The sequence below is a fragment of the Nocardioides sp. P4_G10 genome, assembly GCF_056401175.1.
The window spans coordinates 82,358-106,630 of sequence record NZ_JBFUJV010000001.1 but is presented as its reverse complement, the minus strand read 5'-3'; the positions used below and the strand labels follow the sequence as shown (position 1 = coordinate 106,630).

Genomic DNA, 24,273 nt, shown 5'->3' with positions numbered 1-24,273 from the left:
GGTCAGTCCTCCGCCAGCACCTCGTCGAGCTCGTCCATCGTGCTCGTGAAGGCAGCGGCGAGGTCGACGTCGTACGCGTCGGCGAGGGTCAGAATGCTCCACAGGCAGTCGGCGAGCTCGTGCGCCAGCGCCTCGTCGAGGTCCTCGCGTGGGCGCACGCCGGCCTTGCCCTGCACCAGCTTGGCGAGGTCGCCGACGTCGCCGAGGAAGCCGAGCATCACCTCCTCGGTCGTCCACGACCGGCCGTACGTCGACGCCTCCACCTCGGCGTACCTGCTCCGCACCGCGCGGGCCCGCTGCTGCATCTGCTCGAACTCCATGGCCCGATCCTGCCTCAGCCGAAGCTGCGTGGCAGGTCCAACGCGGCGGCCAGCCGGTCGGCGTACGGCCTGCGCTCCTCGGGTGACGGCCACCGGGTGCTCAGGTGCTGCTCGTACAGCCGGTCGCCGGACCACCGCGGGAAGACGTGGACATGGAGGTGCCACACGTCCTGGCCGCCGGCCGGCTCGTTGTGCTGGCGGGTCGAGATCCCGTCGCAGTCGTACGCCGATCGCATCGCGACCGCGACCCGCTGGGTCAGGTCCCAGACGGCGTGCCCGACCTCGGCGGGCAGGTCGTAGAGGTTCTCGTGGTGCGGGCGCGGGACGACCAGGACCGCGCCGTCGTTGGCCGGCCACCACTTCGGCGAGATCCGCGCGAACGCGAGCCCGGTGACCGCGACGACGTCCTCCGGCCGGTTGTGCTCGTTGTGGACGCCCCTCTGCAGGCGCCAGAACGGGCAGTCGTACCCCTCGGGCTCGTGTGTGTGCACGGGCGCGACGCTAGCCTGCGGGAATGCACTGGGAGCCCTCGGCGAACGACCTCGCCGAGGAGGCGGCGTTCCGCCGGCTCTACGGCGAGTGGCAGGCGCTCGACCCGGCCGGACTGGCCACCTTCATGGCGACGTACGACGGCGAGTGGTGGGTCGTCGGTGGGTGGGCGATCGACGCCTTCACCGGACAGGCACGGCGGCACGAGGACATCGACGCGGTGATCTGGCTGCGCGACCTGCCGCGCTTCCGGGCGATGGTGGGGGACCGGCACCACCTCTGGAGCGCCGGTGCCGGCGCGCTCCGGCCGGTGAACGACGACTTCCCCGGACCGCACGAGGGCTCGGGGCAGGTCTGGTTGCGCGACCACGCGCAGGCACCGTGGTTCCTCGACTGCCTGCTCGCCGAGGACCGCGACGGGCTGTGGGTGTCGCGCCGAGACCCCGACCACGTGGTTCCGCTGGCGGACGTGACATGGGTGGCTGGCGACGGGATCCGCTACATGCGCCCGGAGGTGGTGCTGCACCACAAGGCCCGGCTCAACCGGCCGAAGGACGACGCCGACCTCGCGGTGGCGTGGCCGCTTCTCGGCGCGAGGGAGCAGGACTGGCTGCGCGAAGCTGTTCGCAAGGAGCGCGCCGACCACCCGTGGCTCGAGCCGATGGGCTGAAGCCTCAGGCAGCCCGCGCCCAGGCGAGCGCCTGCGCGCTCAGCTCCCTTGTCGAGAGCCCGAGCTCACGGCGTACGACGCCCTCGGTCTGTGCCCAGGAGAAGAAGCGGGCCGTGCGGAAGCCGCGGACCAGGTCCCACAGCGCGGCCTCGCCCCTGGTGGTCGCGACGTAGTCGCACACCACCGCCGCCAGGTTGTAGCTGAGGGTGGCATCCCCCGTGTAGAAGCTCCTGGTGGGCTCGAGCGTGCGGGCGGACGCGCCGCCGAGCTGGAACGCGGCGATCCGGCGGCGGTCGTCGACGGGCATGGTCGAGCGGGCGACGTACTCTGCGGCGCCCTCCATCAACCAGACGGGGGAGCGGTCGTCGGTGGCACCCAGCGCGACGTGCGCCAGCTCGTGGCGGAACACGAGGCCGCGGGCGACGACGTCACCGACGACGGTGGGGTTGACCGCGAACCGGTAGGCGGCCACCGGGCCGTCCGGGCGCGCCAGCACGGGGAACGCCACGCCCGCGGTCTGGTCGACGGTCATGCCGCTCATCTCGGCGATCGCGGTGGTGTCCGAGGCGCCGTAGGCGACGTAGCGGCCCGACCAGTCCGGGAAGTGGCGTCGGACGACCGCCGTGGCGTCGGCGAGGTCGGACATGACATAGGTGGCGTGCTCGCTGGTGTCCTCGTCGAAGACCGCGAGGATGCCACGCGAGCGGCGCACCTCGACGTGGGCGAGGTCCCACGGAGCCGGGATCCACCCGTTCACCAGGTCGACCTCCTCGTCGCGGTCGCCGACGAGGAGCACGTCGTCGTCCCTGTGCACGAACGTCCACACCATCATGTCCGTGACGGGACGGCTGTCGAAGCCGCGCAGCCGCATCGTGAACTCGACGGGGAGCCGCAGCTCGCCGTCGTCGAACTCGTCGGCGAGGGCGTCCTCCTCGCCGAGCTCGAAGGACACGTCCGCCATGGGGAGCTGGGCCAGGTTGTCGAACCAGCGGGCCTGGGTCGCGGAAAAGCCGAGCTCGTCGGGGTCGACGGTGGCGAGGAACGCCTCGCGGTCGCCGTCCGCCAGCGCCCGCTCACGCTCGTCGAGGAGCGCGAGGGCCTCCTCGCGCAGCGTCTCGTCCTTCGCGCCCGGTGCCGCGGACCGCTCCTGGCGGTCCGCCGCAGGGGAGTCCTCGGGCGGCTGGCCGCCGGCCCGGCACGCGAGGGTCGGCAGCAGCAGGAGACAGGCGAGCCAGGCCCGGGATGCGCGCACGGAGCGAGCCTAGGTGTGAACGTGGCCACGCGGGGCGGGTTGGCGCACGTCGGCACCGTAGGCTTGGCAGGTCATGAACCACTCGCTCGTCTACCTCGACCACGCCGCGACCACGCCGATGCTGCCGGCCGCGATCGAGGCGATGACGCGCCAGCTCACCGGCATCGGCAACGCGAGCTCGTTGCACGCCTCCGGACGCGGTGCCAGGCGGGTGGTCGAGGAGTCGCGCGAGACCATCGCCGGGGTGATCGGCGCCCGGCCGGGCGACGTCGTCTTCACCTCCGGCGGCACCGAGTCCGACAACCTCGCGCTCAAGGGGATCTTCTGGGCCCGCCGTGCCGAGGACCCCCGTCGCACGCGGGTTCTCTCCACCGCCATCGAGCACCACGCGGTCCTCGACCCGCTCCACTGGCTCGCCGCGAGCGACGGCGCCGACGTCGAGCTGCTGCCCGTGTCGCCGGAAGGCGTGCTGGACGTCGAGTCGCTGAAGGACTCCGTCGCCCGGGACCCCGAGTCGGTGGCGCTCATCTCGGTGATGTGGGCCAACAACGAGGTCGGCTCGCTGCAGCCGATCGACGAGGTGGTCGCGATCGCCGCCGAGCACGGCATCCCCGTGCACACCGACGCGGTCCAGGCCCTCGGGCAGGTGCCGGTCGACTTCGCCGCCTCCGGCGTCGACGCCCTGACCTTCACCGGCCACAAGGTCGGCGGCCCCTACGGCGTCGGTGCGCTCGTCGTACGTCGTGACCTGGCCGTCAGCGCCCTGGTGCACGGGGGCGGGCAGGAGCGCGACATCCGCAGCGGCACGCTCGACGTGCCGGCCATCGCCAGCCTCGCGGCCGCCGTCGAGGAGTCGGTCAAGAACCAGCACGAGCACGCCGTGCGCGTCGCCGCCCTGCGCGACGACCTGGTGCGCCGCGTCGTCGAGGTCGTGCCCGACGCCCACCTGCACGGGGCGTTGGCCGGGCCGCAGCGGCTCCCGGGCAACGCCCACCTCGGCTTCCCCGGCTGCGAGGGCGACTCGCTGCTGATGCTGCTCGACGCCCGTGGCATCGAGTGCTCCACCGGGTCCGCCTGCTCCGCCGGCGTCCCGCAGCCCTCCCACGTCCTGCTCGCGATGGGTTGCGACGCGGACCAGGCGCGGCACTCGCTCCGCTTCTCGCTGGGCCACACCACCACGCCGGGCGACATCGATGCCCTCGTCGAGGCGATCGGCCCGGTGGTGGAGCGCGCCCGCGCCGCCAAGGCACGCTGAGGTCGGTCGGGTGGAGTCAGGGATGAAGGTCGTCGCCGCCATGTCGGGCGGGGTGGACTCGGCCGTGGCCGCCGCCCGCGCCGTCGAGGCCGGGCACGAGGTGACCGGGGTGCACCTCGCCCTGAGCCGCAACCCGGCGTCGTACCGCTCCGGGGCGCGCGGGTGCTGCACCATCGAGGACAGCAACGACGCACGCCGCGCGGCCGACGTCATCGGCATCCCGTTCTACGTCTGGGACCTGTCCGACCGCTTCCACGAGGACGTCGTGGAGGACTTCATGGACGAGTACGCCGCCGGGCGCACGCCCAACCCGTGCCTGCGGTGCAACGAGAAGATCAAGTTCGCCGCCGTGCTCGACCGCGCGCTCGCCCTGGGCTTCGACGCTGTCGCGACCGGGCACTACGCGCAGCTGCGCACCGGGGCCGACGGGCTGATCGAGATGCACCGCGCCACCGACCACGCCAAGGACCAGTCCTACGTCCTCGGCGTGCTCGACCAGCAGCAGCTGCGGCACTCCCTCTTCCCGCTGGGCGACACCGACAAGACGGCCGTGCGCCGCGAGGCCGGGTCGCGCGGCCTGCTGGTGGCAGACAAGCCCGACTCGCACGACATCTGCTTCGTCGCCGACGGCGACAACGCCGGCTGGCTGCGCGAGAAGCTCGGCGACCGGGCGCCCAACCACGGCGGCGACATCGTCGACGCGACCACCGGCGAGACGGTCGGCAGCCACACCGGCACCTACGGCTTCACCATCGGCCAGCGCCGCGGCCTCCACCTCGGCGTGCCCGCCGCGGACGGCAAGCCGCGGTTCGTGCTCGACATCGAGCCGGTCAGCGGCACCGTCACGGTCGGACCCCGCGAGCGCCTGGCTGTCGACCACGTCGCCGGCGTGCGCCCGCGCTGGTGCGGTACGGTCCCCGACCGGGTCGAGGGCACCGTGCAGATGCGCGCCCACGGGGCGGAGCACCGGGCGGTCGTCGTCGTGTCCGGTGACCGCGTGGAGATCGACCTCCTCGACCCCGCCGAGGGGATCGCACCCGGTCAGGCCGCGGTGATCTACGACGGCACCCGGGTCGTCGGCTCGGCGACCATCGAGTCGACGCGTCCCGTCGAGGTCCACGCGTGACGCGAGCCACCGGCGTGGGCTCGATGCCCGGCACCACCGACGCCCACCACGCCGAGGCGACCCGCCTGGTCCTGGGCGAGCTGCCCGACCTCCCGCACGTGGCGGAGGTGCCCGGCCGGGGCGTCACGGCCGCGATGACGGGTCGCGGGCTCGCGATCGTCTCCGGTCTCGGCGCGGACCTCCAGCCCGCCGGCTGGMGGCTGACCGACGCCAGCGGGGTCGACCACCGGCGCGCACGATCGCTGCTCGCCCAGGACCTCGACACCGTCGAGGAGCTGGCGCAGGACTACCAGGGCGCGTTCAAGACCCAGGTCGCCGGCCCGTGGACCCTGGCCGCCACGGTCGAGAAGCCGCGCGGCGACAAGGTGCTCTCCGACCACGGCGCCCGCCGCGAGCTCGCGCAGGCGCTCGCCGAGGGCGTCCGCACCCACCTCGCCGACCTGCGCCGACGCCTCCCCGGCGTCGACCGCTGGATCGTGCAGGTCGACGAGCCGGTGCTGGCCGCGGTCGTCGCCGGCCAGGTGCCGACCGCGAGCGGCTTCGGCCGGCACCGCAGAGTCGACCTCCCCGAGGCATCGGCGCACCTCGAGTGGGTCGTCGCGGCGGTCGTCGACGCCGGGGGCGAGGCGTGGGTGCACTCCTGCGCCCCGAGCACGCCGTGGTCGCTCGTCGCGGGGACGGGCGTGCACGGCCTGTCCGCCGACCTCGACATGCTCGGCCCGGCCGACCTCGACACGTTCGCGGAGGTGCTGGAGTCCGGCCGCACCGCCGCACTCGGCGTCGTACCGTCCACGGCGCCGGCCGCCGAGGCCTCGGAGGTGCGGACCACGGAGCGGGTGCAGCGGTGGCTCGACATGCTCGGCCTGGACCCGGACGGCGTGGGGGAGCACCTGGTCGTCACGCCGACCTGCGGCCTGGCCGGTGCGTCGGCGGAGTGGGCGGGCCGGGCCGTCAGGCTCTCCGCGACGGTCGCCCGGAACCTCTGAGCACCCTGCCCGACCGGCCTGGCCGGGCCGTGGCACGCCCCGTCAGCGGTCGGCGCGCGGGACCTGGGCGGCGACCACGTCGAGCACCGACGCCAGTGCCACGTCGTGCCACTCCTGCGAGCCCGCGAGCATGTAGTGGCCGAGGCCGCCCATGTCGTGGAGCTCGGCGCTGCTCGCCACCGCGCGCGCACGATCGACGTAGCGGGTGGTCTCGCGGAACGACGTGATGCGGTCCCGGCGCCCGTGGGCGGCCCGCAGGGCGCGGCCCGCGAGGGTGGAGACGGGGTCGTCCCCGGACCACCACGGAGCGAGCCCGACGACGCCGACGACCGACGCGTCGTCGGCGGCGTGGACCGCCACCCGGGCACCCATGGAGTGGCCGAGGAGCACCACGGGCACGTCGCCGTGGGCGGCCCGGATCTCGTTGAGCGCCCACCGGGCGTCGGCCACCGGGCCGGCGCCACCGTTCCACCCGCGCACCCGGTAGCGCGCGAGCCAGACGCCGACGCCGGCCTCGTGGGCCCGCGGCACGATCGCGCGCTGCAGCCACGCGGCCCGGTGCCACGACGCGCTCGTCGAGCCGATGACCCGGTCCGACCGGGGCTTGCCCCCGTGGAGGACCAGGACCATCGCTCGCGGGTCGCCCGGGACGTCGTCGGTCGACAGGAGGGGATCAGTCACGACTCTCCTTCGAGACGGCGACGACGTCGGATGGCTCGGTGTGCTGGGTGTGGGTGGCTCAGTGGACGCCGACGCCCTCGGGCGCGGACTCGGTGGCCAGCTCCTCGTGCTTGACGTCGAGGAACAGCCACACGATCGCCGAGGCGCCGAGCATCATCAGCGAGCCCACGAGGAACGCCATCGTGGCGCCCTCGGTGAACGACCCGAGCGAGGCGAGCTGGCCCAGCGACGCGGAGTCGAGCTGCGGAGCGGCGGCCGCGATGGCCGGCGCGATCTCGTCGGCCCGCGTCTGTGCGAAGTGGAGCGACACCGTGCTGAGCGTCGCCAGGCCGAGAGCGCCACCCACCTGCTGCATCGTGTTGAGCACGCCGGACCCGATGCCGGTGTCCTGCGCGCGCAGGTGGTGCACCGCGACGAGGGTGAGGGGCACGAAGTTGAGCCCCATCCCGAAGGCCATCAGCACCACGAAGGGCAGCACCTGGGTCCAGTAGCTGACGTCGCCGCCCAGGGCCACGCCCTGGCCGCCCATCGACGCGGGGAGCGAGCCGAGGATCGACGCGGGGTCCTCCGGGACGGTGATCCGGCTGAAGCCGTAGAGCGCCGCAGCCGAGAGCAGCGTGCCGACCCCCGACAGGTAGCGCGGGTCGACGAAGGCGATCAGCTTGGAGGCGGTCGTCGCCGAGATGATCATCGCGATCGAGAACGGCAGGAAGGCGATGCCCGTGTGGAGCGGGGAGTAGCCCACGACGAGCTGGATGAAGAGCGAGAGGAAGAAGAACATCGCGAACATCGCAGCCGGCACGATCATCATCACCGCGAAGGCGGCCGCGCGGTTCTTGCTCCTGAAGATCCGGAACGGCATCAAGGGGTGCTCGACCCTCGACTCGACCAGCAGGAAGATGGCGAGCAGCACGACACCGAGGACCAGGCTGACCACGGTGCTGGTGGCGTCCCACCCGTAGTCCTGCTGGCCGGCCCGGGAGAGACCGAACACGATCGCCAGCAGGGCACCCGTGCCGGTGATCGCACCGGGGACGTCGAGCCACCCGGAGTGGCGCTCGGACTCGTCGAAGAAACGGGGGGCGAAGAACGCCGCCGCCAGACCGATCGGAACGACGATGAGGAACGTGTAGCGCCAGCCCTCGAGGCCCAGGATCGGGTCGAGGCCGGTGAGCCAGCCGCCGAGGATGAGGCCGACGGCGGCACCCACGCCCGCCATGGCGGCGTAGACCGCGAACGCGCGGTTGCGCTCCTTGCCGGCGGGGAACGTGGTGGTGATCAGGGCGAGGGCGGCGGGGGAGGCCATCGCGGCGCCGAGGCCCTGGAAGGCCCGGGCCGACAGCAGCATGGCCTCGTTCTGGGCGAAGCCGCCGATGAGCGAGGCGAGTGCGAAGACCAGCACGCCCACCATGAAGATCAGCCGGCGGCCGTAGAGGTCGGCCAGCCGGCCACCCAGGAGCAGGAACCCCCCGAAGGTCAGGGCGTAGCCGGTGACGATCCATTGCAGGTTGGCCTGGTCGATGTCGAGGTCGGCGCCGATGAAGGGGAGGGCGATGTTGGCGATGGTGCTGTCGAGCACCACCATCAGCTGCGCGAGCGAGATGAGCACGAGCGCCCAGCGCAGGCGCTTGTGCTGCTCGGGGGTCACCTCGTCGGCAACCACGGTGCTGTCGGTCATGGAACGTCCTTCTGGATCGTGGTTCAGGTCGAGTCGAGCAGAGGGGTCCGACAGCGGGTGCCGGACGTGGCAGTCAGTCAGTGGTCGTGAGTCAGTGGTCGTGCGTCAGCGGAGCTGGTCAGCGGTCAGGTGCGGAGGGTGCGGGTCCGCGCAGTGCGGCGGGGAGGATGACCTCGTCGAGCACGCGGCCGACGAGCTCGGGGGTGACGGCGTCGCCGAGCAGGAAGGCCCGGTGCAGGACGATCCCGGCGAGCGAGGGGGCGAGGATCGAGAGGTCCACGTCGGGGTGGACCTCGCCCCGCTCGCGGGCCCGCTCGTAGATCGCGTGGGAGGTGGCGACCTTGGGTGCGATGAAGTCGCGGCGGTAGACCTCGGCGAACTCCGGGTCACGGCCCATGGCGGTGACCACGGCCGTGAGGACGGTCTGCGCCATCGGGTCGTTGAGGCCGCCGCTGCCGCAGTAGGCGGCGAGCAGGTCGCCACGCAGGGTGCCGGTGTCGGGGACGACGGCCTCGCCCTTGTGCGCCATGATCGCGGCCACCACGAGCTCGGGCTTGCCCTTCCAGCGGCGGTAGAGCGTGGCCTTGGACGCCTTGGCGCGACTCGCCACGGCGTCCATGGTCAGCAGGTCGTAGCCCACCTCGTCGAGCACCTCGAGGGTTGCGTCGAGGATCTCGAGCTCACGCTCGCCCGCCACGCGGGGGCGGGTGCCGGTCTCGGTCGGGGTCACGCGTGCTCCTCGGTCGACGTGCTCGTGATGAAACGGAACGGTTTCGTTCCACAACGTCACCGTAGGCAGATCCATTCCGAGGGAACAAATGAGTTCCATCCGGTCCAGACCGGGGGTGCGTGCCGTGCCGAGCACCTGTCGGACCGGACCGGCAGACTGTGCCCATGAGCACGTCCGAGCAGCCCGACCTCGAGGCCACCGACGCCACGGTGGAGTCCGCCCCACCCGAGGCGCGCGAGCGTCACCGGGAGGTCAGTGAGCAGGTCGACGACGCCCGCTGGCGCTACTACGTGCTCGACGACCCGACGCTGTCGGACGCCGACTTCGACGTGCGGCTCCGCGAGCTCGAGTCGTTGGAGGACCGGTTCCCCGAGCTCCGCACCCCCGACTCGCCGACCCAGAAGGTCGGTGGAGCGGTGTCCACTGAGTTCACCGCGGTCGACCACCTCCAGAGGATGGAGAGCCTCGACAACGCCTTCACCTACGACGAGCTCGAGGGGTGGTACGCCCGTCTGCAGCGTGAGGGTCTCGAGGCGCCCGACCTGCTGTGCGAGCTCAAGGTCGACGGCCTCGCGATCAACCTCCTCTACGAGGACGGCCGGCTGGTGCGGGCCCTCACCCGGGGTGACGGCCGCACCGGCGAGGACGTCACGCCCAACGTCAAGACGATCGACTCCGTGCCCCACCGGCTGACGGCCGCCGACGGGTTCCCGGTGCCCGGGCTGCTCGAGGTACGCGGCGAGGTGTTCCTGCCCGTCGAGGCCTTCGAGCGGCTCAACGTGTCGATGACGGAGGCCGGTCGGCCCGCCTTCGCCAACCCGCGCAACGCGGCGGCGGGGTCGCTGCGGCAGAAGGACCCGCGGGTCACCGCCAGCCGCGCGCTGGGGATGGTCTGCCACGGCATCGGCGAGCGCCGCGGGTTCGAGCCGAAGGCCCAGTCGCACGCCTACGAGGCGCTCGCGGCGTGGGGTCTGCCCACCTCCGACCAGGTGCGGGTGGTGCCGTCGCTGGCCGACGTCCAGGCCTACGTCGAGAACGCCGGGGAGAAGCGCCACTCGATCGTCCCCTACGAGATCGACGGCGTCGTGGTGAAGGTGGACGACGTCGCGCTGCAGCGGCGCATGGGCTCCACCTCGCGCGCCCCGCGGTGGGCCATCGCCTTCAAGTACCCGCCGGAGGAGGTCAACGCCAGGCTGCTCGACATCCGGGTCAACGTCGGTCGCACCGGGCGGGTCACCCCCTACGGCGTCATGGAGCCGACGAAGGTGGCCGGGTCCACCGTCGAGAACGCGACCCTCCACAACCGCCACGAGGTCGAGCGCAAGGACGTCCGTCCGGGCGACACCGTGGTGCTGCGCAAGGCGGGCGACGTGATCCCCGAGATCGTCGGCCCGGTGCTGGGGCTGCGTCCCGAGGGGCTCGAGAAGTGGGTGATGCCGGAGGACTGCCCGTCCTGCGGCACGCGACTGGCCGAGCAGAAGGAGGGCGACAAGGACCTCCGCTGCCCCAACCACCAGCACTGCCCGGCGCAGGTCCGCGAGCGGGTCTTCCACGTGGCCGGTCGAGGTGCCTTCGACATCGAGGGCCTGGGCTACGAGGCGGCATCGGCCCTCATCGACGCCGGGGTGATCACCGACGAGGGCGACCTGTTCTCCCTGACCCGCGACCAGCTCGTCAGGGCGCCGCTGTTCACCCGGGCGCCCAAGAAGGACGAGGACGGGCCGCAGCTCTCCGCCAACGGCGAGCGGCTGGCCGCCAACCTCGACAAGGCCAAGCAGGTGCCGCTGTGGCGGGTGCTGGTCGCGCTGTCGATCCGACACGTCGGCCCCACCGCGGCCCGGGCGCTGGCCCAGGAGTTCGCCTCGATGGCCGCCGTCCGCGCCGCCAGCGAGGAGGAGCTCGCGGCGGCGGAGGGGGTGGGACCGACGATCGCCGAGGCCGTGATCGCCTGGTTCGAGGTCGACTGGCACCGCGCGATCGTCGACGCCTGGGAGGCCGACGGCGTGTCGATGGCCGACGAGCGCGACGCGTCGATCGCCCGCACGCTCGAGGGCCTCACGATCGTGGCCACCGGCTCCCTGGAGCACTACACCCGCGACTCGGTGAAGGAGGCGATCATCAGCCGCGGCGGCAAGGCGGCGGGGTCGGTGTCCAAGAAGACCGACTACGTCGTCGTCGGGGACAACGCCGGCTCCAAGGCCGACAAGGCCGAGCAGCTCGGCGTACCCGTGCTCGACGAGGACCAGTTCACGCTGCTGCTGGAGAAGGGTCCCGACGCCCTGGCCTGACCGTCCGCGGCGCCCGGGAGGTTTGAGGTGCCGAGCTCGGGGCCATCAACCCTGCAACGAACCACTTCTTGGGAGTCAGCATGCGCCTCGTCCGTCACCTCCTGCCCGCCGTCGTCGCGACGGTCGGCCTCGCCGCACCGCTCGCGGTCGCGCCGACCGCCCACGCCGCCCCGAGCTGCGCCGGCCTCAAGGCCACGATCGTGGGCAACGACAAGGCCAACTCGATCACCGGCACGCCCCGGCGTGACGTGGTGGTGGCCAGCGGTGGCAACGACACGATCCGCGGCCTCGCCGGCAACGACGTGATCTGCGGGGGCGACGGCGCCGACACGATCCTCGGCGGCGAGGGCAACGACCGGCTCTACGGCGAGACCGACCTGGTGCGCCTCGACCAGTTCGGCCGGGTGGTCAAGAAGGGCGACACCGTCTCCGGCGGCACCGGCGACGACACGATCGACCTCGGCTACGACCCGCGCCCCGCCGGCGAGGGCACCACGGTGGTGCTCGACGGGGTGACCTACGTCAACGCACCGGCACCCGTGGTCGTCGACTTCCGCGCCGCGCGCACCGTCCCGATCGCCGCCGACGGCAACGACACGGTCACTGGGTTCGACGGCGGCATCCGGCTCGTCGGGTCGTCGTTCGGCGACACCGTCAAGGGCACCAACTCCGCCGACCTGATCGCGGCACGGGGCGGTGACGACACGATCTTCGGTCGGGGCGGCGACGACACGATCACCGCCGACGCCTCGGGCACCCTCGGCAACGACCGGCTCTACGGCGACGCCGGCGACGACCTGCTCGTCGGCACCGTGGGCATCGACACCTTCGTGGGGGGCAGCGGCGGCGACACCCTGTCGACGACGTCGGAGAGCCACCAGGTCTGGCGGGGCGGCAGTGGCAGCGACACGATGACCTTCCCGATCCCCGCCGAGTCCGGGTTCATCGCCAAGGGCTACGGCGGGCAGGACAAGCTGCGCATCGTCGCCAGCTCCAACCCCGCCCTCAAGCCGACCCTGCGCATCGACCAGCTGAAGAAGACGACCATCCGCGGGCTCCAGCCCCTCACGCTCGAGGGCAAGATCACCGGCTTCAGCGACGTCGTCCTGCCGGCCCGGGCGCTGTCGGTCTTCAAGGGCAGCAACGACTCCGAGATCGTCACCGCCAACCCCGACTACCGCGTCAAGCTCTACGGCCGCGGCGGCGCCGACGTGCTGACCGGCTCCGACGAGCCCGACCGTATCGACGGCGGCAAGGGCTTCGACATCGCGCGGGGACGCGGCGGCAACGACACCTGCAAGGCGGCCGAGAAGCGCTCGAGCTGCTGAGTCGCGGCTGACCGGCCTGACAGCGCGGCTGCTTCCCCCGCGGGCGCAGACGGGGGCACGATGCCTCCATGGCGCGCACCAGCAGGCTGCTCGTGCTCGCAGTGGCCTGGGCGGTGCCGCTCTGCTGGACCGTCCTCGCGCTGCTGGCCGGGCCGTCCGACGGCACCAGCCTCTCCTCGAGGCTGCTGCCCTCGGCGAGCGAGCGCTGGGGTGACACGGTCCACGTCCGGGCCACCTACGGCGAGACGGCGCTGCGACCGGGTGACGAGGTCCAGGCCGTCGACGGCCGCGCGCTGGCCGACTGGGCGGACGGCACCGGCGACCTCGACGGCGTACGACGAGAGGTGGGCGACGTCCTCCGCTACGAGGTCCGCCGCCCCGGGGCGGGCCTCGACCTGATCCAGCAGGTCGACGTCACGCTGCACCGCTACCCGCTCGCCGCCGCGGCGCGGGCTGCCCCGCACGTGGTGCTCCTGCCGGTCCTGCTGCTCGCGCTGGGCTCCCTCGTCTTCTGGGCGAGGCCGTCGACAGCGCCCGCGTGGGCGTTCCTCGTCGCCGCCGCGCTGCTGCCCGCGACGCTGACGTCCACCCCGCTGGGCCTCGGCGTCGTCGACCTCGCCGGTGCGCGCGGCACCTGGCCCGCGGCCGTCGGCGAGGCGATGGCCGCCCTCGGCCTCGTGGCGCTGATGCTCGCAGTCGCGCTGCTGACCCGGCCGGAGGGCCGCGGCCGGTGGGTGACGGCTGCGCTGCTCACCGCCCCCGCGGTGGGGTACGCCGTCTGGGTGGCCGCGTTCGCCGACGGGTCAGACTCGGCGCTGGAGCAGCAGTGGGTGCTGTCGTCCGTCTGGGCGCCGGCCCTCTGGGCCACCGTCCCGGCCCTGCTCGCGATCGCGACGCTCGCCCACCTGCGGGCCCGCGGGCGGTCCGACGTGCTGGCCACCAGGCTCGCCCTCCTCGGCGTCGGCGCCGGTGTCGGCGCGTGGCTGGTGCTGGGCCCCGTCCCCGACCTCCTCACCGGCTCGCCGTTGCTGCGCGAGGACGTGCTCGTCCTGCTGGGTGGCGGGCTCGCCGTGGCCTGTGTCGCAGCGGCCGCGGGGCGCTACCACCTCGGCGAGATCGAGCCGCGGGTCCGCCGCGGGCTCGTCCAGGCGCTCGTGCTGGCCGTCGTGGGAGCCGCGTTCGCCGGCGCGGTGCGGGCGGTGGACGCCGCTGCGGACATCTCCGCCGGCTCGATGCTGGCCGGCGGGCTGCTGGCGCTGCTGCTCCTGCCCGCGGGCGTCGCGGTCCAGCGGACCGTGCGGCGGGTGGTCTACGGCGACCGCGAGTTCCCGCACCGGGTGGTATCGGACCTGCGCCGGCTCGACGCGCTGACCGCGCCCGAGGACGCGCTGCGCGAGGCCCTCGAGCTGCTCGCCCGGCGCCTCCACCTGTCGTACGCCGCCGTCGACGTGCTGGCCACGCCCACCTCCGGGCCGATCGCCGCCGCCATCGGTGCCCCGACGGGCACGCCCGCGACCGTCGACCTCTCCGTCGGCGGCACCACGGTCGGACACCTCCGGGTCGAGGTCGATGCCGGCCACGACCCGTTCGGACCGGGGGACCGTCGGCTGCTCGAGGACGTGGGGACCCAGGTCGGCGCCCTCGTGCAGGCGGTCACCGCCAACCGTGAGCTCCAGGTCTCGCGCCAGCGGCTGGTCGCGGCGCGGGAGGAGGAGCGGCGGCGGCTCCGGCGCGACCTGCACGACGGTCTCGGCCCCTCGCTCGCGTCGCTCGCGATGCGCCTCGAGGCGGCCTCCGACCTCATCGACGACGACCCCGAGCAGGCGTCGAACCTGGTCTCGCGGCTCTCCGACCAGGCCCGCGAGGGCATCGGCGAGGTACGACGACTGGTGGAGGGGCTGCGACCGCCCGCGCTGGACCAGCTCGGCCTGGTCTCGGCGCTGCGCCACCGGGCCGCCGAGCACGGGTCCGCCGGTGCCGGGGTGCCGTGGTTGGTGGAGGCCGGTGACGACATCGAGCCGCTCCCCGCCGCGGTCGAGGTCGCGGCCTACCGCATCGTCGTCGAGGCCGTCACCAACGTGCAGCGCCACAGCGGCGCCGACCGGTGCGTCGTACGCCTGGCGCGCAAGGACGGCGAGCTGCGCATCGACGTCTCCGACACGGGATCGGGGCTGGCTCCGGACCGGCGCCCGGGTGTAGGCCTGTCCTCGATGCGGGAACGCGCCGAGGAGCTCGGCGGGTCGTTCGAGGCGGGGGACCGCCCCGGTGGCGGCACCGTGGTCCAGGTGCGGCTGCCGCTCGACCAGGGACCAGCATGAGCAGAGCAAGGAGGAGCCGATGGACGGCCACCGGGTGTTGATCGCCGACGACCACGACGAGTTCCGGCGCGGGCTGGAGGCCCTGCTGGCCGCGACGCCGGACGTGGAGGTGGTGGGCACCGCCTCCGACGGCGCGATGGCGATCGCGCTGGCCCTGGACCTCCAGCCCGACGTGGTGCTGATGGACCTGCACATGCCGCGGGTCAACGGCATCGACGCGACCGCGCAGATCGTCGCCTCCTCGCCCCACATCGGGGTGCTCGTGCTGACGATGATGGAGGACGAGGAGTCGGTCTTCGCGGCGATGCGGGCCGGCGCCCGCGGCTACCTGCTCAAGGGCGCGCGCCGCGGTGAGATCCTGCGGGCCGTCGAGGCCGTGGGTGCCGGCGAGGTGATCTTCGCGCCCGGTGTCGCCGACCGGGTGATGGACTACTTCCTGGGGGTGCGCAACCGGCCCGTCGCCGACGCCTTCCCGGACCTGACCGAGCGCGAGCGCGTCGTGCTCGGCCTGATCGCGGAGGGCAAGGAGAACGGCGAGATCGCGCGACAGCTCGGGCTGTCGGTCAAGACGGTCCGCAACCACGCCAGCAACATCTTCGCCAAGCTGCAGGTCGCGCACCGTGCGCAGGCGATCGTCAAGGCGCGCGAGGCGGGCCTGGGCTGAGCCCGTCCGGTCAGCCGGACCCGTCGCGGCAGCCGCCCTGGAGCCGCGCGTCGTCCTGGGCGTCGCGCCCGACCGCCCGCGCCTGCTCCACGTCGGGGTAGACCACCGAGGCGCCGTTCTCCACCCCGAACGTGCCGACGATGATGCAGGCGTCCGTGCGATCCGGGTCGACCGTCGTCAGCGCCTGCACGAGCCGGTAGACCTGCGGGGGCGACATGTCGGTCTGCAGCCCGCCCAGCGCGGACAGCGTGACCGCCTCCATGAAGCCGGCCTCGTCCTCGGCTTCGCGCAGCCGCTCGAGCACCCCGAGAAGCAGCCGCTGGTGGTTGGCCGCCCGCTCGAAGTCGCTGCCGCCGGGCAGCGTCTCGCGGGTGCGGGCGTAGTAGAGCGCCTCGTCGGGGTCGAAGGTGTTGGGGCCGCGCCGCACCTGGACGTCGCCCTCCTCGGTGGTGAAGGCCAGCGGCGAGTCCACCTGGACGTCGCCGACGGCGCCCATCATCGACAGGAACCCGTCGAACCCGGTCACGGCGACCACGTCCGGCTCGATCCCGAGCAGGTCGTCGACCTCGCGGGCGATCCCCTCGGGCCCCTCGTCGCGCAGGGCGGTGTTGAGGCGGGCGCGGCCGTCGCTCATCTCGACGTAGAGGTCGCGGGGGAGCCCGATGGCGACGGCCCGGCCGGTGTCGAGCTGCACGCCGATGAGCTGGATCGCGTCGGTCAGGCCGGTCGTCACGTCGTCGCCGGCGGCTGCCTCGGAGCCGAGGGCCAGGACCCAGACGATGCCGTCGCCCGCGTCGACGGCCTTGGCGGTGCCGATGGTCGTCAGGCTGATGCTCGTCGGGTGCACGGAGGCGGCCGGAACGACGACCGCGGCGCCGGCGAAGACCGCCACCAGCACGGCGACGCGCCGCACCCACCTCGTGCCGCGCCGTGCGCTCCAGCTCATGCCCCGCCTCATGTCCTGCCTCCCGGCTCCGCCTCGGCGGGCGTCTCGTCGCCGTCGTCGAACTTCACGTCGTAGCCGAAGATGGACCAGGTGCCGTCGTCGTCGGCCTCCAGCATGAAGCGTCCGTCGAGCACCAGCGGTCTCGTGGTGCCGTCCTCCATCGTCGCGTCGAAGGCGAAGTGCACCGCGGCCGTCCCGCCGAGCACCTCGCCCCCCTGGGTCAGGAACGAGATCTTGGCGTCGAGGTCGGTGGCGCGCACGGCGGTCGCGTCGCGCGCCGTGGCCGCGGTGAGGTAGTCGATGTCGCGGGTCGCCTTGCGTGCGGCCACGCTGGTGAACGGCTCGAAGGCCCGGACGAACTCCTGGCGGGGGAACTCGCCGAGGAAGGCGGCCACCACGTAGTCGGAGAGGACGTCGCCGACGGCCCCCTCGACCTCGGTGCGGGTCTGCTGGTCGAGCCGCTCGGCGCCGGTGACCGTCTGCACGCGGAGCGCCGCGGACTCGGCCGTCGGGGTGGGCTCGTCGTCGGGCGGGCCACCCGTCGAGCAACCGGCGGCGAGCGCCGCCACGGCGACCGCTGCGCCGACGCGCGCGGTCCACCCCGCGCGGCGTCGAGAGGAGCCCATGGCGATCATCATGACCGACTCTGCCTGACCTGTCTCAGCTCGCCGAGACCGTGTTGACCGTGGAGAGGTCGAACTCCTCGACGTTGTCCCGGGCCGGGTGCCGGGTGCCGACGGGGCCGCGGGCGAACTCCGTCACCAGGGTGCCGGTCACCGTCCGGGTGAACTCCTGCGTGACGGCGCCCAGCGGGCGCTCGCACCGGTCGACCATCGCGCACCCCCAGCGCAGCGTGCCGGCGTTGAACACCCCGGCCCCCGAGCCGGCCGTGTAGTAGACCGACTGCGTCGTGGTGGTGACGCCCCGGCAGGAGTACGGCGAGTGGCTGAGCACCTGCAGCGGCCGCGGCAGCCGGCCGTCCGGGTAGACCCGGTCGGCCTCCGGACCCACCAGGCCGGGGACGTGGTCGCCGCGGCGGACGCCCGTGCCGCGGAACCCCCACCAGCCCGGGCTGGCGACGACGTAGTCGGTGTCGACGGGGTAGCACTCGTACTGCATCCCCAGCAGGTCGTGCTCGGGGCGCGGCACGGGCGGCTCGCGGAAGGTCGCCGTCGCCTCGACGGACCCCTGCGCGTACAACGGGTCGAGGTGCGCGGAGTGCCGGTAGCCGACGACCACGCGGGCCGGCCCCTCGGAGCCCGGCTCCAGCCGGATCCGCCAGTACATGGTGTTCGCGCCCAGGAAGGCCAGGTTGGTCCCGGCATCGCGGGCCCCGAGGACGACGTCGCGCATCGTGTTGGTCCAGTACTCGTCGTGCCCCATCGAGACGTAGCCGCGGGCGCCCGCGAGCGCTCCCGGGGTGGTGTGCAGGTCGACGTTGGTGAAGTAGGACAGCGGCACGCCGGTGCTCTCCGCCCGCACGACGACCGGGATGGCGGCCGTGCGGTAGTCGTTGGCCCCGGTCGCCCCGTTGTAGGGCCGGTCGAAGCTCACCGCGTGGCTCGGGGTGTCCCCGTTGGCGCCGGCGTACAGGCTGTAGCCGCCCCACTCGTTGTAGGCCTGCCACGTGGTGACGGGCGCGACCAGCGCGACGGTGCCCTCGGCCGACTCGGAGGTCACGACGTACGGCACCTGGGTCTCCCACCCGGTGTCGGTGCGCAGCCGGAAGACGTAGAAGCCGGGCGTCCACGTCGAGGTGTCGACGGTCAGGTCGCGCTCCCAGGGCGCGACGACCGTGCGCCGCTCGTACGACGAGTAGCGCGGCGCCGACTGCTGCCGACCCCGCCGGAAGCCGGACTCCCAGACGAAGGCCCCGGTGCCACCCTCGTAGGACCCGATCCGGAACGCCGCCGCCTCCCAGCCGCCCTCGGTGGTCGACACCTTCAGGCCCACCCGCGTGCCCGGGACGCCGCTGGCGTGCGTGGTGTACGCCGCGACCTCGCCGTGGAAGGAGGTCCTGCTCACCCGCCAGTCCTCCGACCCGCGCGGCTCGGGGGCGGGCTCCGGCTCCGCCTGCTCGGTGGCCTCGGCGTCCGCCTGCGCCAGGGGGATGCCGATCGCCGCCCCGCCGTCCCCGTCCCGGCCCGCGTCCCTGCCCGCCCGCTCGGCCGAGGCGCACCCGGTCCCCAGCACCAGGACCGCCACCACGACCACTGTCCCGAACCTCGCCCACCGTGTCCGCATCGCCATCTCCTCGGCCGTGGCGTCGGAGGGTCCCGTCGCCGTCATGACGACGTTCGTCCGGGGGCACCTCCCGGCACATGGGGCGGCGATCCCGGGAGGTCGGGACGATCAGGACCACCGTCCCGACCGGCCGCCGGAGCCGAGCGGGCGGGGACCTAGGATCGACCCCATGCCCGAGATTTCCCGGGACGAGGTGGCCCACCTGGCCATGCTCGCCCGCATCGACCTCTCCGACGCCGAGCTCGACCACCTGGCGCCCCAGCTGAGCGTCATCCTCGAGTCGGTGGCCTCGATCAACGGGGTCGCGGGGGACGACGTGCCGCCCACGTCGCACCCCCTCCCGATGACCAACGTGTTCCGGGAGGACGTCGTCGTGCCGGGCCTGACGGCCGAGGAGGCGCTGTCCGGCGCCCCGGCCGTCGAGGACCAGCGCTTCTCCGTCCCGCGGATCCTGGACGAGGAGGCGTGATGAGCGACCTGACCCGCAGCACCGCTGCCGCGCTCGCCGACGGGCTCGCCGCCGGCGAGGTCACCTCCGTCGAGCTCACCGAGGCCCACCTCGACCGGATCGACGCCGTGGACGGTGCCGTCCACGCCTTCCTCCACGTCGACCGCGACGGCGCCCTCGCTGATGCTGCCGACTCCGACGCCCGCCGGGCCCGCGGCGAGGCACGCGGTCCGCTCGACGGCGTACCGATCGCGGTGAAGGACGTCCTCGCCACCCGCGGACTGCCGACCACCTGCGGCTCGAAGATCCTCGAGGGATGGGTCCCGCCCTACGACGCCACCGTCGTCACGCGCCTGCGCGAGGCCGGCCTGCCGATCCTGGGCAAGACCAACATGGACGAGTTCGCGATGGGCTCCTCGACCGAGCACTCCGCCTACGGCCCCACCCGCAACCCATGGGACCTCGACCGCATCCCGGGCGGCTCCGGCGGCGGCTCCGCGGCCGCCGTCGCCGCCTTCGAGGCACCGCTCGCCATCGGCACCGACACCGGCGGCTCCATCCGCCAGCCCGGCGCCGTCACCGGCACCGTCGGCGTGAAGCCGACCTACGGCGGCGTCTCCCGCTACGGCCTCGTGGCCCTGGCCAACAGCCTCGACCAGGCCGGCCCGGTCACCCGGACCGTGCTCGACGCGGCGATGCTCCACGACGTGATCGGCGGCCACGACCCGCGCGACTCCACCTCGATCCAGCAGGACTGGCCCTCCTTCACCGAGGCGGCGCGGGCCGGCTCGACCGGCGACATGAGCGGTGTGAAGGTCGGCGTCATCACCGAGCTGGCCGGCGAGGGCTGGCAGGCCGGTGTCATGGCGCGCTTCCAGGAGTCGGTCGACCTGCTGGTCAGGGCCGGCGCCGAGGTCGTCGAGGTGTCGTGCCCCTCGTTCGTGCACGCCCTCGCGACGTACTACCTGATCCTTCCCGCCGAGGCGTCCAGCAACCTCGCGAAGTTCGACGCGATGCGCTACGGCCTGCGGGTGACCCCCGAGGGCAACCCCAGCGCCGAGGAGGTCATGCGGGCGACCCGCGACGCCGGCTTCGGCGACGAGGTCAAGCGCCGCATCATCCTCGGCACCTACGCGCTCTCCAGCGGCTACTACGACGCCTACTACGGCCAGGCCCAGAAGATCCGCACGCTGATCAGCCGCGACTTCGACGCCGCGTTCGCCGACGTCGACGTGCTGGTGTCGCCGACGGCTCCCACCACGGCGTTCAAGCTGGGGGAGAAGCTCGACGACCCGATGGCGATGTACCTCAACGACCTCGCCACCATCCCCGCCAACCTCGCCGGCGTCCCGGGGATCTCCGTCCCCAACGGCCTCGCCGACGAGGACGGCCTGCCCAGCGGCTTCCAGGTGCTCGCGCCGGCACTGGCCGACGACCGCGTCTACCGCGTGGGCGCCGCGCTCGAAGCCCTGTACACCGACCAGTGGGGCGGCCCCCTGCTCGACAAGGCACCCGCCCTGGCCGGCGCCGCGACCGCCGAGGTGAAGTGACGTGACCGAGACCCTGATGCCCTTCGACGACGTGCTGGCGGCCTACGACCCCGCCCTCGGCCTCGAGGTCCACGTCGAGCTCAACACGGCCTCGAAGATGTTCTGCGGCTGCCCGGCCGTCTTCGGCGGCGAGCCCAACGCGGGCACCTGCCCGACGTGCCTGGGCCTGCCCGGCGCGATGCCGGTCGTCAACGGCAAGGCGGTGGAGTCGGCGATCCGCATCGGCCTCGCGCTCAACTGCGACATCGCCGAGTGGTGCCGGTTCGCCCGGAAGAACTACTTCTACCCGGACATGCCGAAGAACTTCCAGACGTCCCAGTACGACGAGCCGATCTGCTTCGACGGCTACATGGACGTCGACATCCAGAACGACGCTGGGGAGACCGAGACCTACCGCGTCGAGATCGAGCGCGCCCACATGGAGGAGGACACGGGCAAGTCGCTGCACGTCGGCGGCTCCACCGGCCGCATCCACGGCGCCGACCACTCGCTGGTCGACTACAACCGCGCCGGCATCCCCCTCATCGAGATCGTCACCCGCCCGATCCTCGGCGCGGGGGAGAAGGCACCCGAGGTCGCCAAGGCCTACGTCGCGCAGCTGCGCGAGCTGATCGTGGCGCTCGGCGTCTCCGAGGCCCGGATGGACCAGGGCAACCTGCGCGCCGACGTCAACCTCTCGCTGTCCCCGAAGGGCAGCGGCACCCTCGGCACCCGCACCGAGACGAAGAACGTCAACTCGTTCCGGTCGGTCGAGCGGGCCGTCCGCTACGAGATGCAGCGGCACGCCGTGATCCTCAGCGGCGGCGGTTCGATCCTGCAGGAGACCCGCCACTGGCACGAGGACACCGGCATCACCACGAGCGGCCGGGAGAAGTCCGACGCCGAGGACTACCGCTACTTCCCCGAGCCCGACCTCGTACCCGTGGCCCCGAGCCGCGAGTGGGTCGACGAGCTGCGCGGGACGCTGCCGGAGAACCCGACCGTGCGCCGCGCCCGGCTGCAGGCCGACTGGGGCTTCAGCGACATGGAGATGCGCGACACGATCGGCGCCGGCGCGCTCGGCCTGGTCGAGGAGACCATCGCGGAGGGGGCGGCCCCGCAGGCCGCGCGGAAGTGGTGGCTCGGGGAGCTCGCCCGCCGCAGCAACGAGGACGGCGTCGACATCGTCGACCTGCCGATCACCCCGGCCGACGTGGCCCGCATCCAGGCGCTCGTCGACGAGAAGGTCGTCAACGACAAGCTCGCTCGTCAGGTCTTCGAGGGTGTCCTCGCGGGCGAGGGCACCCCGGACGAGGTCGTGGAGAAGCGCGGGCTGGCCGTGGTGTCCGACGACGGCGCGCTTGGTGCCGCGGTGGACAGCGCGATCGCCGCCAACCCCGACGTCGCCGACAAGATCCGCGACGGCAAGGTCGCCGCCGCGGGGGCCCTCATCGGCGCAGTGATGAAGGAGATGCGCGGCCAGGCCGACGCCGGCCGGGTGCGCGAGCTGATCCTGGAGAAGCTGTCCTGACCCCTACTTTGGTCGGAACATGCGCCCTGCGGCGCGGTCTAGACAACTTGTTAGGGTGCTAGCGAGTCCCATTGGTCACATCACCAACCAACGCTCGCAGCATCGGGGGAGTGGTCGGCCGCGGCATGCGGCCGTGACGACCTCGGCGAGCGGGAAGGAAGTCATGCACCATCGCATTCGACCTGTCCGCACGGCTCTGGTCGCCCTGTCGACCGCAGCACTGGGGGTCGGCGTACTCGCCGCTCCGCCCGCGTCGGCCGATCCCTCGTCCGCGCTGCGCTCCGCCAAGGCCGCGGTCAACACCGACAGCACCCCCTCCACCATCGCCGCAGAGTGGATCGCCGGAGAGCTCCGGGACGGCCTCATGGTCGGCTCCTCGGGGCCGGACTTCGGCCTCACCATCGACACCGGGATGGCGCTCACCACCGTCGCCAGCCAGAGCGGGACCGTCACGGCGATCAACAACTCCCTCGAGCCGCGCATCGCCGAGTACGTCGGCGACGGGACCAAGGAGTCCTACGCCGGCCCGCTGGCCAAGGCCGCCGCGTTCTCCCGCGTCGCCAAGAAGAACCCGACGAGCTACGGCGGGATCAACCTGATCACCCGGCTCGAGGAGCGCACCGCCAACGTGCCGGCGGACCCGACCAAGGAGCCGCAGGCGGCCGCGTTCGCGGGGCGCATCTTCGACAAGTCCGAGTACGGCAACTACGCCAACGTGGTCGGCCAGTCCTACGCCGTGCGCGCGCTGACGCTCGCGAACTCCAGCGAGGCCGGTGCCGCACGCGACTTCCTGCTCAAGCAGCAGTGTGCGTCGGGCTACTTCCGCGCCGACTTCGACAAGGCCGACGTGCCCAACCAGTCGTGCACCGAGGGCGTCGCCGGCAGCGCGGCCGACCCGGACGCCACCGCGCTCGCGGTCATCAACCTGGTCGAGTCGGGCGACAAGAGCCCGGCCGTCGTGGGTGCCCTGGCCAAGGCCGGCACCTGGCTGGCCGACCGGCAGCGGGGGAGCGGCGCGTTCCGCGCCGCCGCGCCGGTCAGCAAGATCAACACCAACACCACGGCGCTCGGCGGCTACGCCCTGGGTCTGCTGAAGAACCGCAACGCGGCCCAGAAGGCGGCGCTGTGGATCCGCAAGAACCAGCCGGTCGACAAGTACAAGTGCCGCACCGCGCTGACCAAGGACACGGGTGCCGTCGCCTACCGCAAGGACCGGGCGACCGGTGCCAAGACCAGCGGCATCCCGGCCGACGCCCGTGACGAGTGGCGCCGCGCCACCTCGCAGGCGATCCTCGGGCTGCAGTTCGCCCCGGCGAGCAAGGACCAGCTCCGCATCGTGTCGGTGCGCAAGCAGGCCCGTGCCGGCGAGCGCGTGCAGTTCCGCGTGTTCGGCCTCGCGCCGAGCGAGAGCGCGTGCCTGCAGGTCAAGGGCGACTTCGTCCGCGTGAAGGGCAAGAAGACGGGCGACAAGATCGTCCGCAAGCTGCAGCTGCCCACGGGCAACCAGCGCCGCGTCGCCCTGGTGAAGACCTCGGACGACGAGGCCCGTACGTCGCTCCGCGTGCGCAACTGACGCGTAGCTGACTGCTTTCCACGCACCACCAGCACCACCCCCTCGGCCCGGCGCCCACGGAGCTCATCTCGTGGCGCCGGGCCGAGGTGCGTGCGGGGATCGACGGGGGTTACGCTTCGCAAGCCGCGCCCGCCCGGGCCGGCACCACACACGCCCGAGCTGGGGAAAGCCGGTCCGAAACCGGCGCTGACCCGCAACCGTGGGCACGGGAGCGATC

At 73.0% G+C, this 24,273-nt stretch carries 21 protein-coding genes; 12 read left to right on the top strand and 9 right to left on the bottom strand.

The window, feature by feature from the left end; genetic code table 11:
- Positions 1–2 precede the first annotated feature (2 nt).
- Both AC1DP1_RS00505 and AC1DP1_RS00500 read right to left on the bottom strand, forming a co-directional pair.
- Positions 3–320, bottom strand: coding sequence for a nucleoside triphosphate pyrophosphohydrolase family protein (locus AC1DP1_RS00505; RefSeq protein ID WP_477505172.1), 318 nt, complete (start codon positions 318–320; stop codon positions 3–5).
- Positions 321–334: 14 nt separating this feature from the next.
- Entirely contained in the window at positions 335–811 is a 477-nt protein-coding gene (locus AC1DP1_RS00500; RefSeq protein ID WP_477505171.1) for an HIT family protein, read from the bottom strand.
- A gap of 23 nt (positions 812–834) precedes the next feature.
- Here AC1DP1_RS00500 and AC1DP1_RS00495 point away from each other — a divergent pair, with 23 nt between their 5' ends.
- Positions 835–1,479 carry a nucleotidyltransferase domain-containing protein gene (locus AC1DP1_RS00495; protein WP_477505170.1) on the top strand — a complete coding sequence of 215 codons (645 nt, stop codon included), beginning with the start codon at positions 835–837 and terminating at the stop codon, positions 1,477–1,479.
- Positions 1,480–1,483: 4 nt separating this feature from the next.
- Here the strand turns inward: AC1DP1_RS00495 and AC1DP1_RS00490 are convergent, their stop codons facing one another.
- Entirely contained in the window at positions 1,484–2,731 is a 1,248-nt protein-coding gene (locus AC1DP1_RS00490; RefSeq protein ID WP_477505169.1) for a hypothetical protein, read from the bottom strand.
- Between the two features lie 73 nt (positions 2,732–2,804).
- Here AC1DP1_RS00490 and AC1DP1_RS00485 point away from each other — a divergent pair, with 73 nt between their 5' ends.
- Genes AC1DP1_RS00485 through AC1DP1_RS00475 form a run of 3 tightly spaced genes read left to right on the top strand, consistent with a single transcriptional unit; the run spans position 2,805 to position 6,098 of the window.
- On the top strand, positions 2,805–3,986 hold the full coding sequence (locus tag AC1DP1_RS00485; RefSeq protein ID WP_477505168.1) for a cysteine desulfurase family protein: 1,182 nt from the start codon (positions 2,805–2,807) through the stop codon (positions 3,984–3,986).
- Positions 3,987–4,008: 22 nt separating this feature from the next.
- Complete coding sequence (gene mnmA / locus AC1DP1_RS00480; protein WP_477505167.1) at positions 4,009–5,112, top strand: tRNA 2-thiouridine(34) synthase MnmA; 1,104 nt, start codon at positions 4,009–4,011, stop codon at positions 5,110–5,112.
- Positions 5,109–6,098 (top strand): uroporphyrinogen decarboxylase/cobalamine-independent methonine synthase family protein, encoded by a 990-nt coding sequence (locus AC1DP1_RS00475; protein ID WP_477505166.1) that lies wholly within the window; start codon positions 5,109–5,111, stop codon positions 6,096–6,098. Before mnmA ends, AC1DP1_RS00475 begins: the two co-directional genes overlap by 4 nt.
- A gap of 42 nt (positions 6,099–6,140) precedes the next feature.
- On the opposite strand, the gene AC1DP1_RS00470 is transcribed toward AC1DP1_RS00475, so the two are convergent.
- From AC1DP1_RS00470 to AC1DP1_RS00460, 3 genes are all read right to left on the bottom strand, one after another.
- On the bottom strand, positions 6,141–6,779 hold the full coding sequence (locus AC1DP1_RS00470) for an alpha/beta hydrolase (RefSeq protein WP_477505165.1): 639 nt from the start codon (positions 6,777–6,779) through the stop codon (positions 6,141–6,143).
- Positions 6,780–6,837: 58 nt separating this feature from the next.
- On the bottom strand, positions 6,838–8,457 hold the full coding sequence (locus tag AC1DP1_RS00465; protein ID WP_477505164.1) for an MFS transporter: 1,620 nt from the start codon (positions 8,455–8,457) through the stop codon (positions 6,838–6,840).
- A 118-nt stretch (positions 8,458–8,575) separates the two neighbouring features.
- Positions 8,576–9,187 (bottom strand): TetR/AcrR family transcriptional regulator, encoded by a 612-nt coding sequence (locus tag AC1DP1_RS00460; RefSeq protein WP_477505163.1) that lies wholly within the window; start codon positions 9,185–9,187, stop codon positions 8,576–8,578.
- Between the two features lie 164 nt (positions 9,188–9,351).
- On the opposite strand from AC1DP1_RS00460, the gene ligA reads away from it, so the two are divergent.
- From ligA to AC1DP1_RS00440, 4 genes are all read left to right on the top strand, one after another.
- Positions 9,352–11,475, top strand: coding sequence for an NAD-dependent DNA ligase LigA (gene ligA / locus AC1DP1_RS00455; protein WP_477505162.1), 2,124 nt, complete (start codon positions 9,352–9,354; stop codon positions 11,473–11,475).
- Between the two features lie 80 nt (positions 11,476–11,555).
- Positions 11,556–12,803 (top strand): calcium-binding protein, encoded by a 1,248-nt coding sequence (locus tag AC1DP1_RS00450; protein ID WP_477505161.1) that lies wholly within the window; start codon positions 11,556–11,558, stop codon positions 12,801–12,803.
- A gap of 68 nt (positions 12,804–12,871) precedes the next feature.
- Entirely contained in the window at positions 12,872–15,121 is a 2,250-nt protein-coding gene (locus AC1DP1_RS00445; RefSeq protein WP_477505160.1) for a sensor histidine kinase, read from the top strand.
- Positions 15,122–15,140: 19 nt separating this feature from the next.
- A complete protein-coding gene (locus AC1DP1_RS00440) occupies positions 15,141–15,785 on the top strand; it encodes a response regulator transcription factor (protein ID WP_191196535.1) in 645 nt (214 codons plus the stop codon).
- Between the two features lie 10 nt (positions 15,786–15,795).
- Here the strand turns inward: AC1DP1_RS00440 and AC1DP1_RS00435 are convergent, their stop codons facing one another.
- From AC1DP1_RS00435 to AC1DP1_RS00425, 3 genes are read right to left on the bottom strand one after another with little or no spacing between them, the layout of a single operon-like run.
- A complete protein-coding gene (locus tag AC1DP1_RS00435) occupies positions 15,796–16,731 on the bottom strand; it encodes an LCP family protein (protein ID WP_477505159.1) in 936 nt (311 codons plus the stop codon).
- An 8-nt stretch (positions 16,732–16,739) separates the two neighbouring features.
- On the bottom strand, positions 16,740–17,369 hold the full coding sequence (locus AC1DP1_RS00430) for a hypothetical protein (RefSeq protein WP_477505158.1): 630 nt from the start codon (positions 17,367–17,369) through the stop codon (positions 16,740–16,742).
- A gap of 22 nt (positions 17,370–17,391) precedes the next feature.
- Positions 17,392–19,020, bottom strand: coding sequence for a N,N-dimethylformamidase beta subunit family domain-containing protein (locus AC1DP1_RS00425; RefSeq protein WP_477505157.1), 1,629 nt, complete (start codon positions 19,018–19,020; stop codon positions 17,392–17,394).
- Positions 19,021–19,144: 124 nt separating this feature from the next.
- On the opposite strand from AC1DP1_RS00425, the gene gatC reads away from it, so the two are divergent.
- The 4 genes from gatC to AC1DP1_RS00405 all read left to right on the top strand — a co-directional run bounded on the left by gatC (position 19,145) and on the right by AC1DP1_RS00405 (position 24,056).
- The gene (gene gatC / locus AC1DP1_RS00420; protein WP_300046052.1) at positions 19,145–19,444 is read left to right on the top strand and encodes an Asp-tRNA(Asn)/Glu-tRNA(Gln) amidotransferase subunit GatC; all 300 of its coding nucleotides are present in this window, start codon (positions 19,145–19,147) and stop codon (positions 19,442–19,444) included.
- Complete coding sequence (gene gatA / locus AC1DP1_RS00415; RefSeq protein ID WP_477505156.1) at positions 19,444–20,973, top strand: Asp-tRNA(Asn)/Glu-tRNA(Gln) amidotransferase subunit GatA; 1,530 nt, start codon at positions 19,444–19,446, stop codon at positions 20,971–20,973. Before gatC ends, gatA begins: the two co-directional genes overlap by 1 nt.
- Position 20,974: 1 nt before the next feature.
- A complete protein-coding gene (gene gatB, locus AC1DP1_RS00410) occupies positions 20,975–22,483 on the top strand; it encodes an Asp-tRNA(Asn)/Glu-tRNA(Gln) amidotransferase subunit GatB (protein ID WP_477505155.1) in 1,509 nt (502 codons plus the stop codon).
- Between the two features lie 163 nt (positions 22,484–22,646).
- Positions 22,647–24,056: a prenyltransferase/squalene oxidase repeat-containing protein gene (locus tag AC1DP1_RS00405; protein ID WP_457185160.1), complete on the top strand. Its 1,410-nt coding sequence runs from the start codon at positions 22,647–22,649 to the stop codon at positions 24,054–24,056.
- Positions 24,057–24,273: the final 217 nt, after the last annotated feature.

Bases quoted from the DNA above. Each gene is read 5' to 3' on its own strand.
- AC1DP1_RS00505 (WP_477505172.1), bottom strand. From the start codon at position 320: ATGGAGTTCGAGCAGATGCAGCAGCGGGCCCGCGCGGTGCGGAGCAGG.
- AC1DP1_RS00495 (WP_477505170.1), top strand. From the start codon at position 835: ATGCACTGGGAGCCCTCGGCGAACGACCTCGCCGAGGAGGCGGCGTTC.
- AC1DP1_RS00485 (WP_477505168.1), top strand. From the start codon at position 2,805: ATGAACCACTCGCTCGTCTACCTCGACCACGCCGCGACCACGCCGATG.
- mnmA (WP_477505167.1), top strand. From the start codon at position 4,009: ATGAAGGTCGTCGCCGCCATGTCGGGCGGGGTGGACTCGGCCGTGGCC.
- AC1DP1_RS00465 (WP_477505164.1), bottom strand. From the start codon at position 8,457: ATGACCGACAGCACCGTGGTTGCCGACGAGGTGACCCCCGAGCAGCAC.
- ligA (WP_477505162.1), top strand. From the start codon at position 9,352: ATGAGCACGTCCGAGCAGCCCGACCTCGAGGCCACCGACGCCACGGTG.
- AC1DP1_RS00450 (WP_477505161.1), top strand. From the start codon at position 11,556: ATGCGCCTCGTCCGTCACCTCCTGCCCGCCGTCGTCGCGACGGTCGGC.
- AC1DP1_RS00445 (WP_477505160.1), top strand. From the start codon at position 12,872: ATGGCGCGCACCAGCAGGCTGCTCGTGCTCGCAGTGGCCTGGGCGGTG.
- AC1DP1_RS00440 (WP_191196535.1), top strand. From the start codon at position 15,141: ATGGACGGCCACCGGGTGTTGATCGCCGACGACCACGACGAGTTCCGG.
- AC1DP1_RS00435 (WP_477505159.1), bottom strand. From the start codon at position 16,731: ATGAGCTGGAGCGCACGGCGCGGCACGAGGTGGGTGCGGCGCGTCGCC.
- AC1DP1_RS00430 (WP_477505158.1), bottom strand. From the start codon at position 17,369: ATGATGATCGCCATGGGCTCCTCTCGACGCCGCGCGGGGTGGACCGCG.
- AC1DP1_RS00425 (WP_477505157.1), bottom strand. From the start codon at position 19,020: ATGACGGCGACGGGACCCTCCGACGCCACGGCCGAGGAGATGGCGATG.
- gatC (WP_300046052.1), top strand. From the start codon at position 19,145: ATGCCCGAGATTTCCCGGGACGAGGTGGCCCACCTGGCCATGCTCGCC.
- gatA (WP_477505156.1), top strand. From the start codon at position 19,444: ATGAGCGACCTGACCCGCAGCACCGCTGCCGCGCTCGCCGACGGGCTC.
- AC1DP1_RS00405 (WP_457185160.1), top strand. From the start codon at position 22,647: ATGCACCATCGCATTCGACCTGTCCGCACGGCTCTGGTCGCCCTGTCG.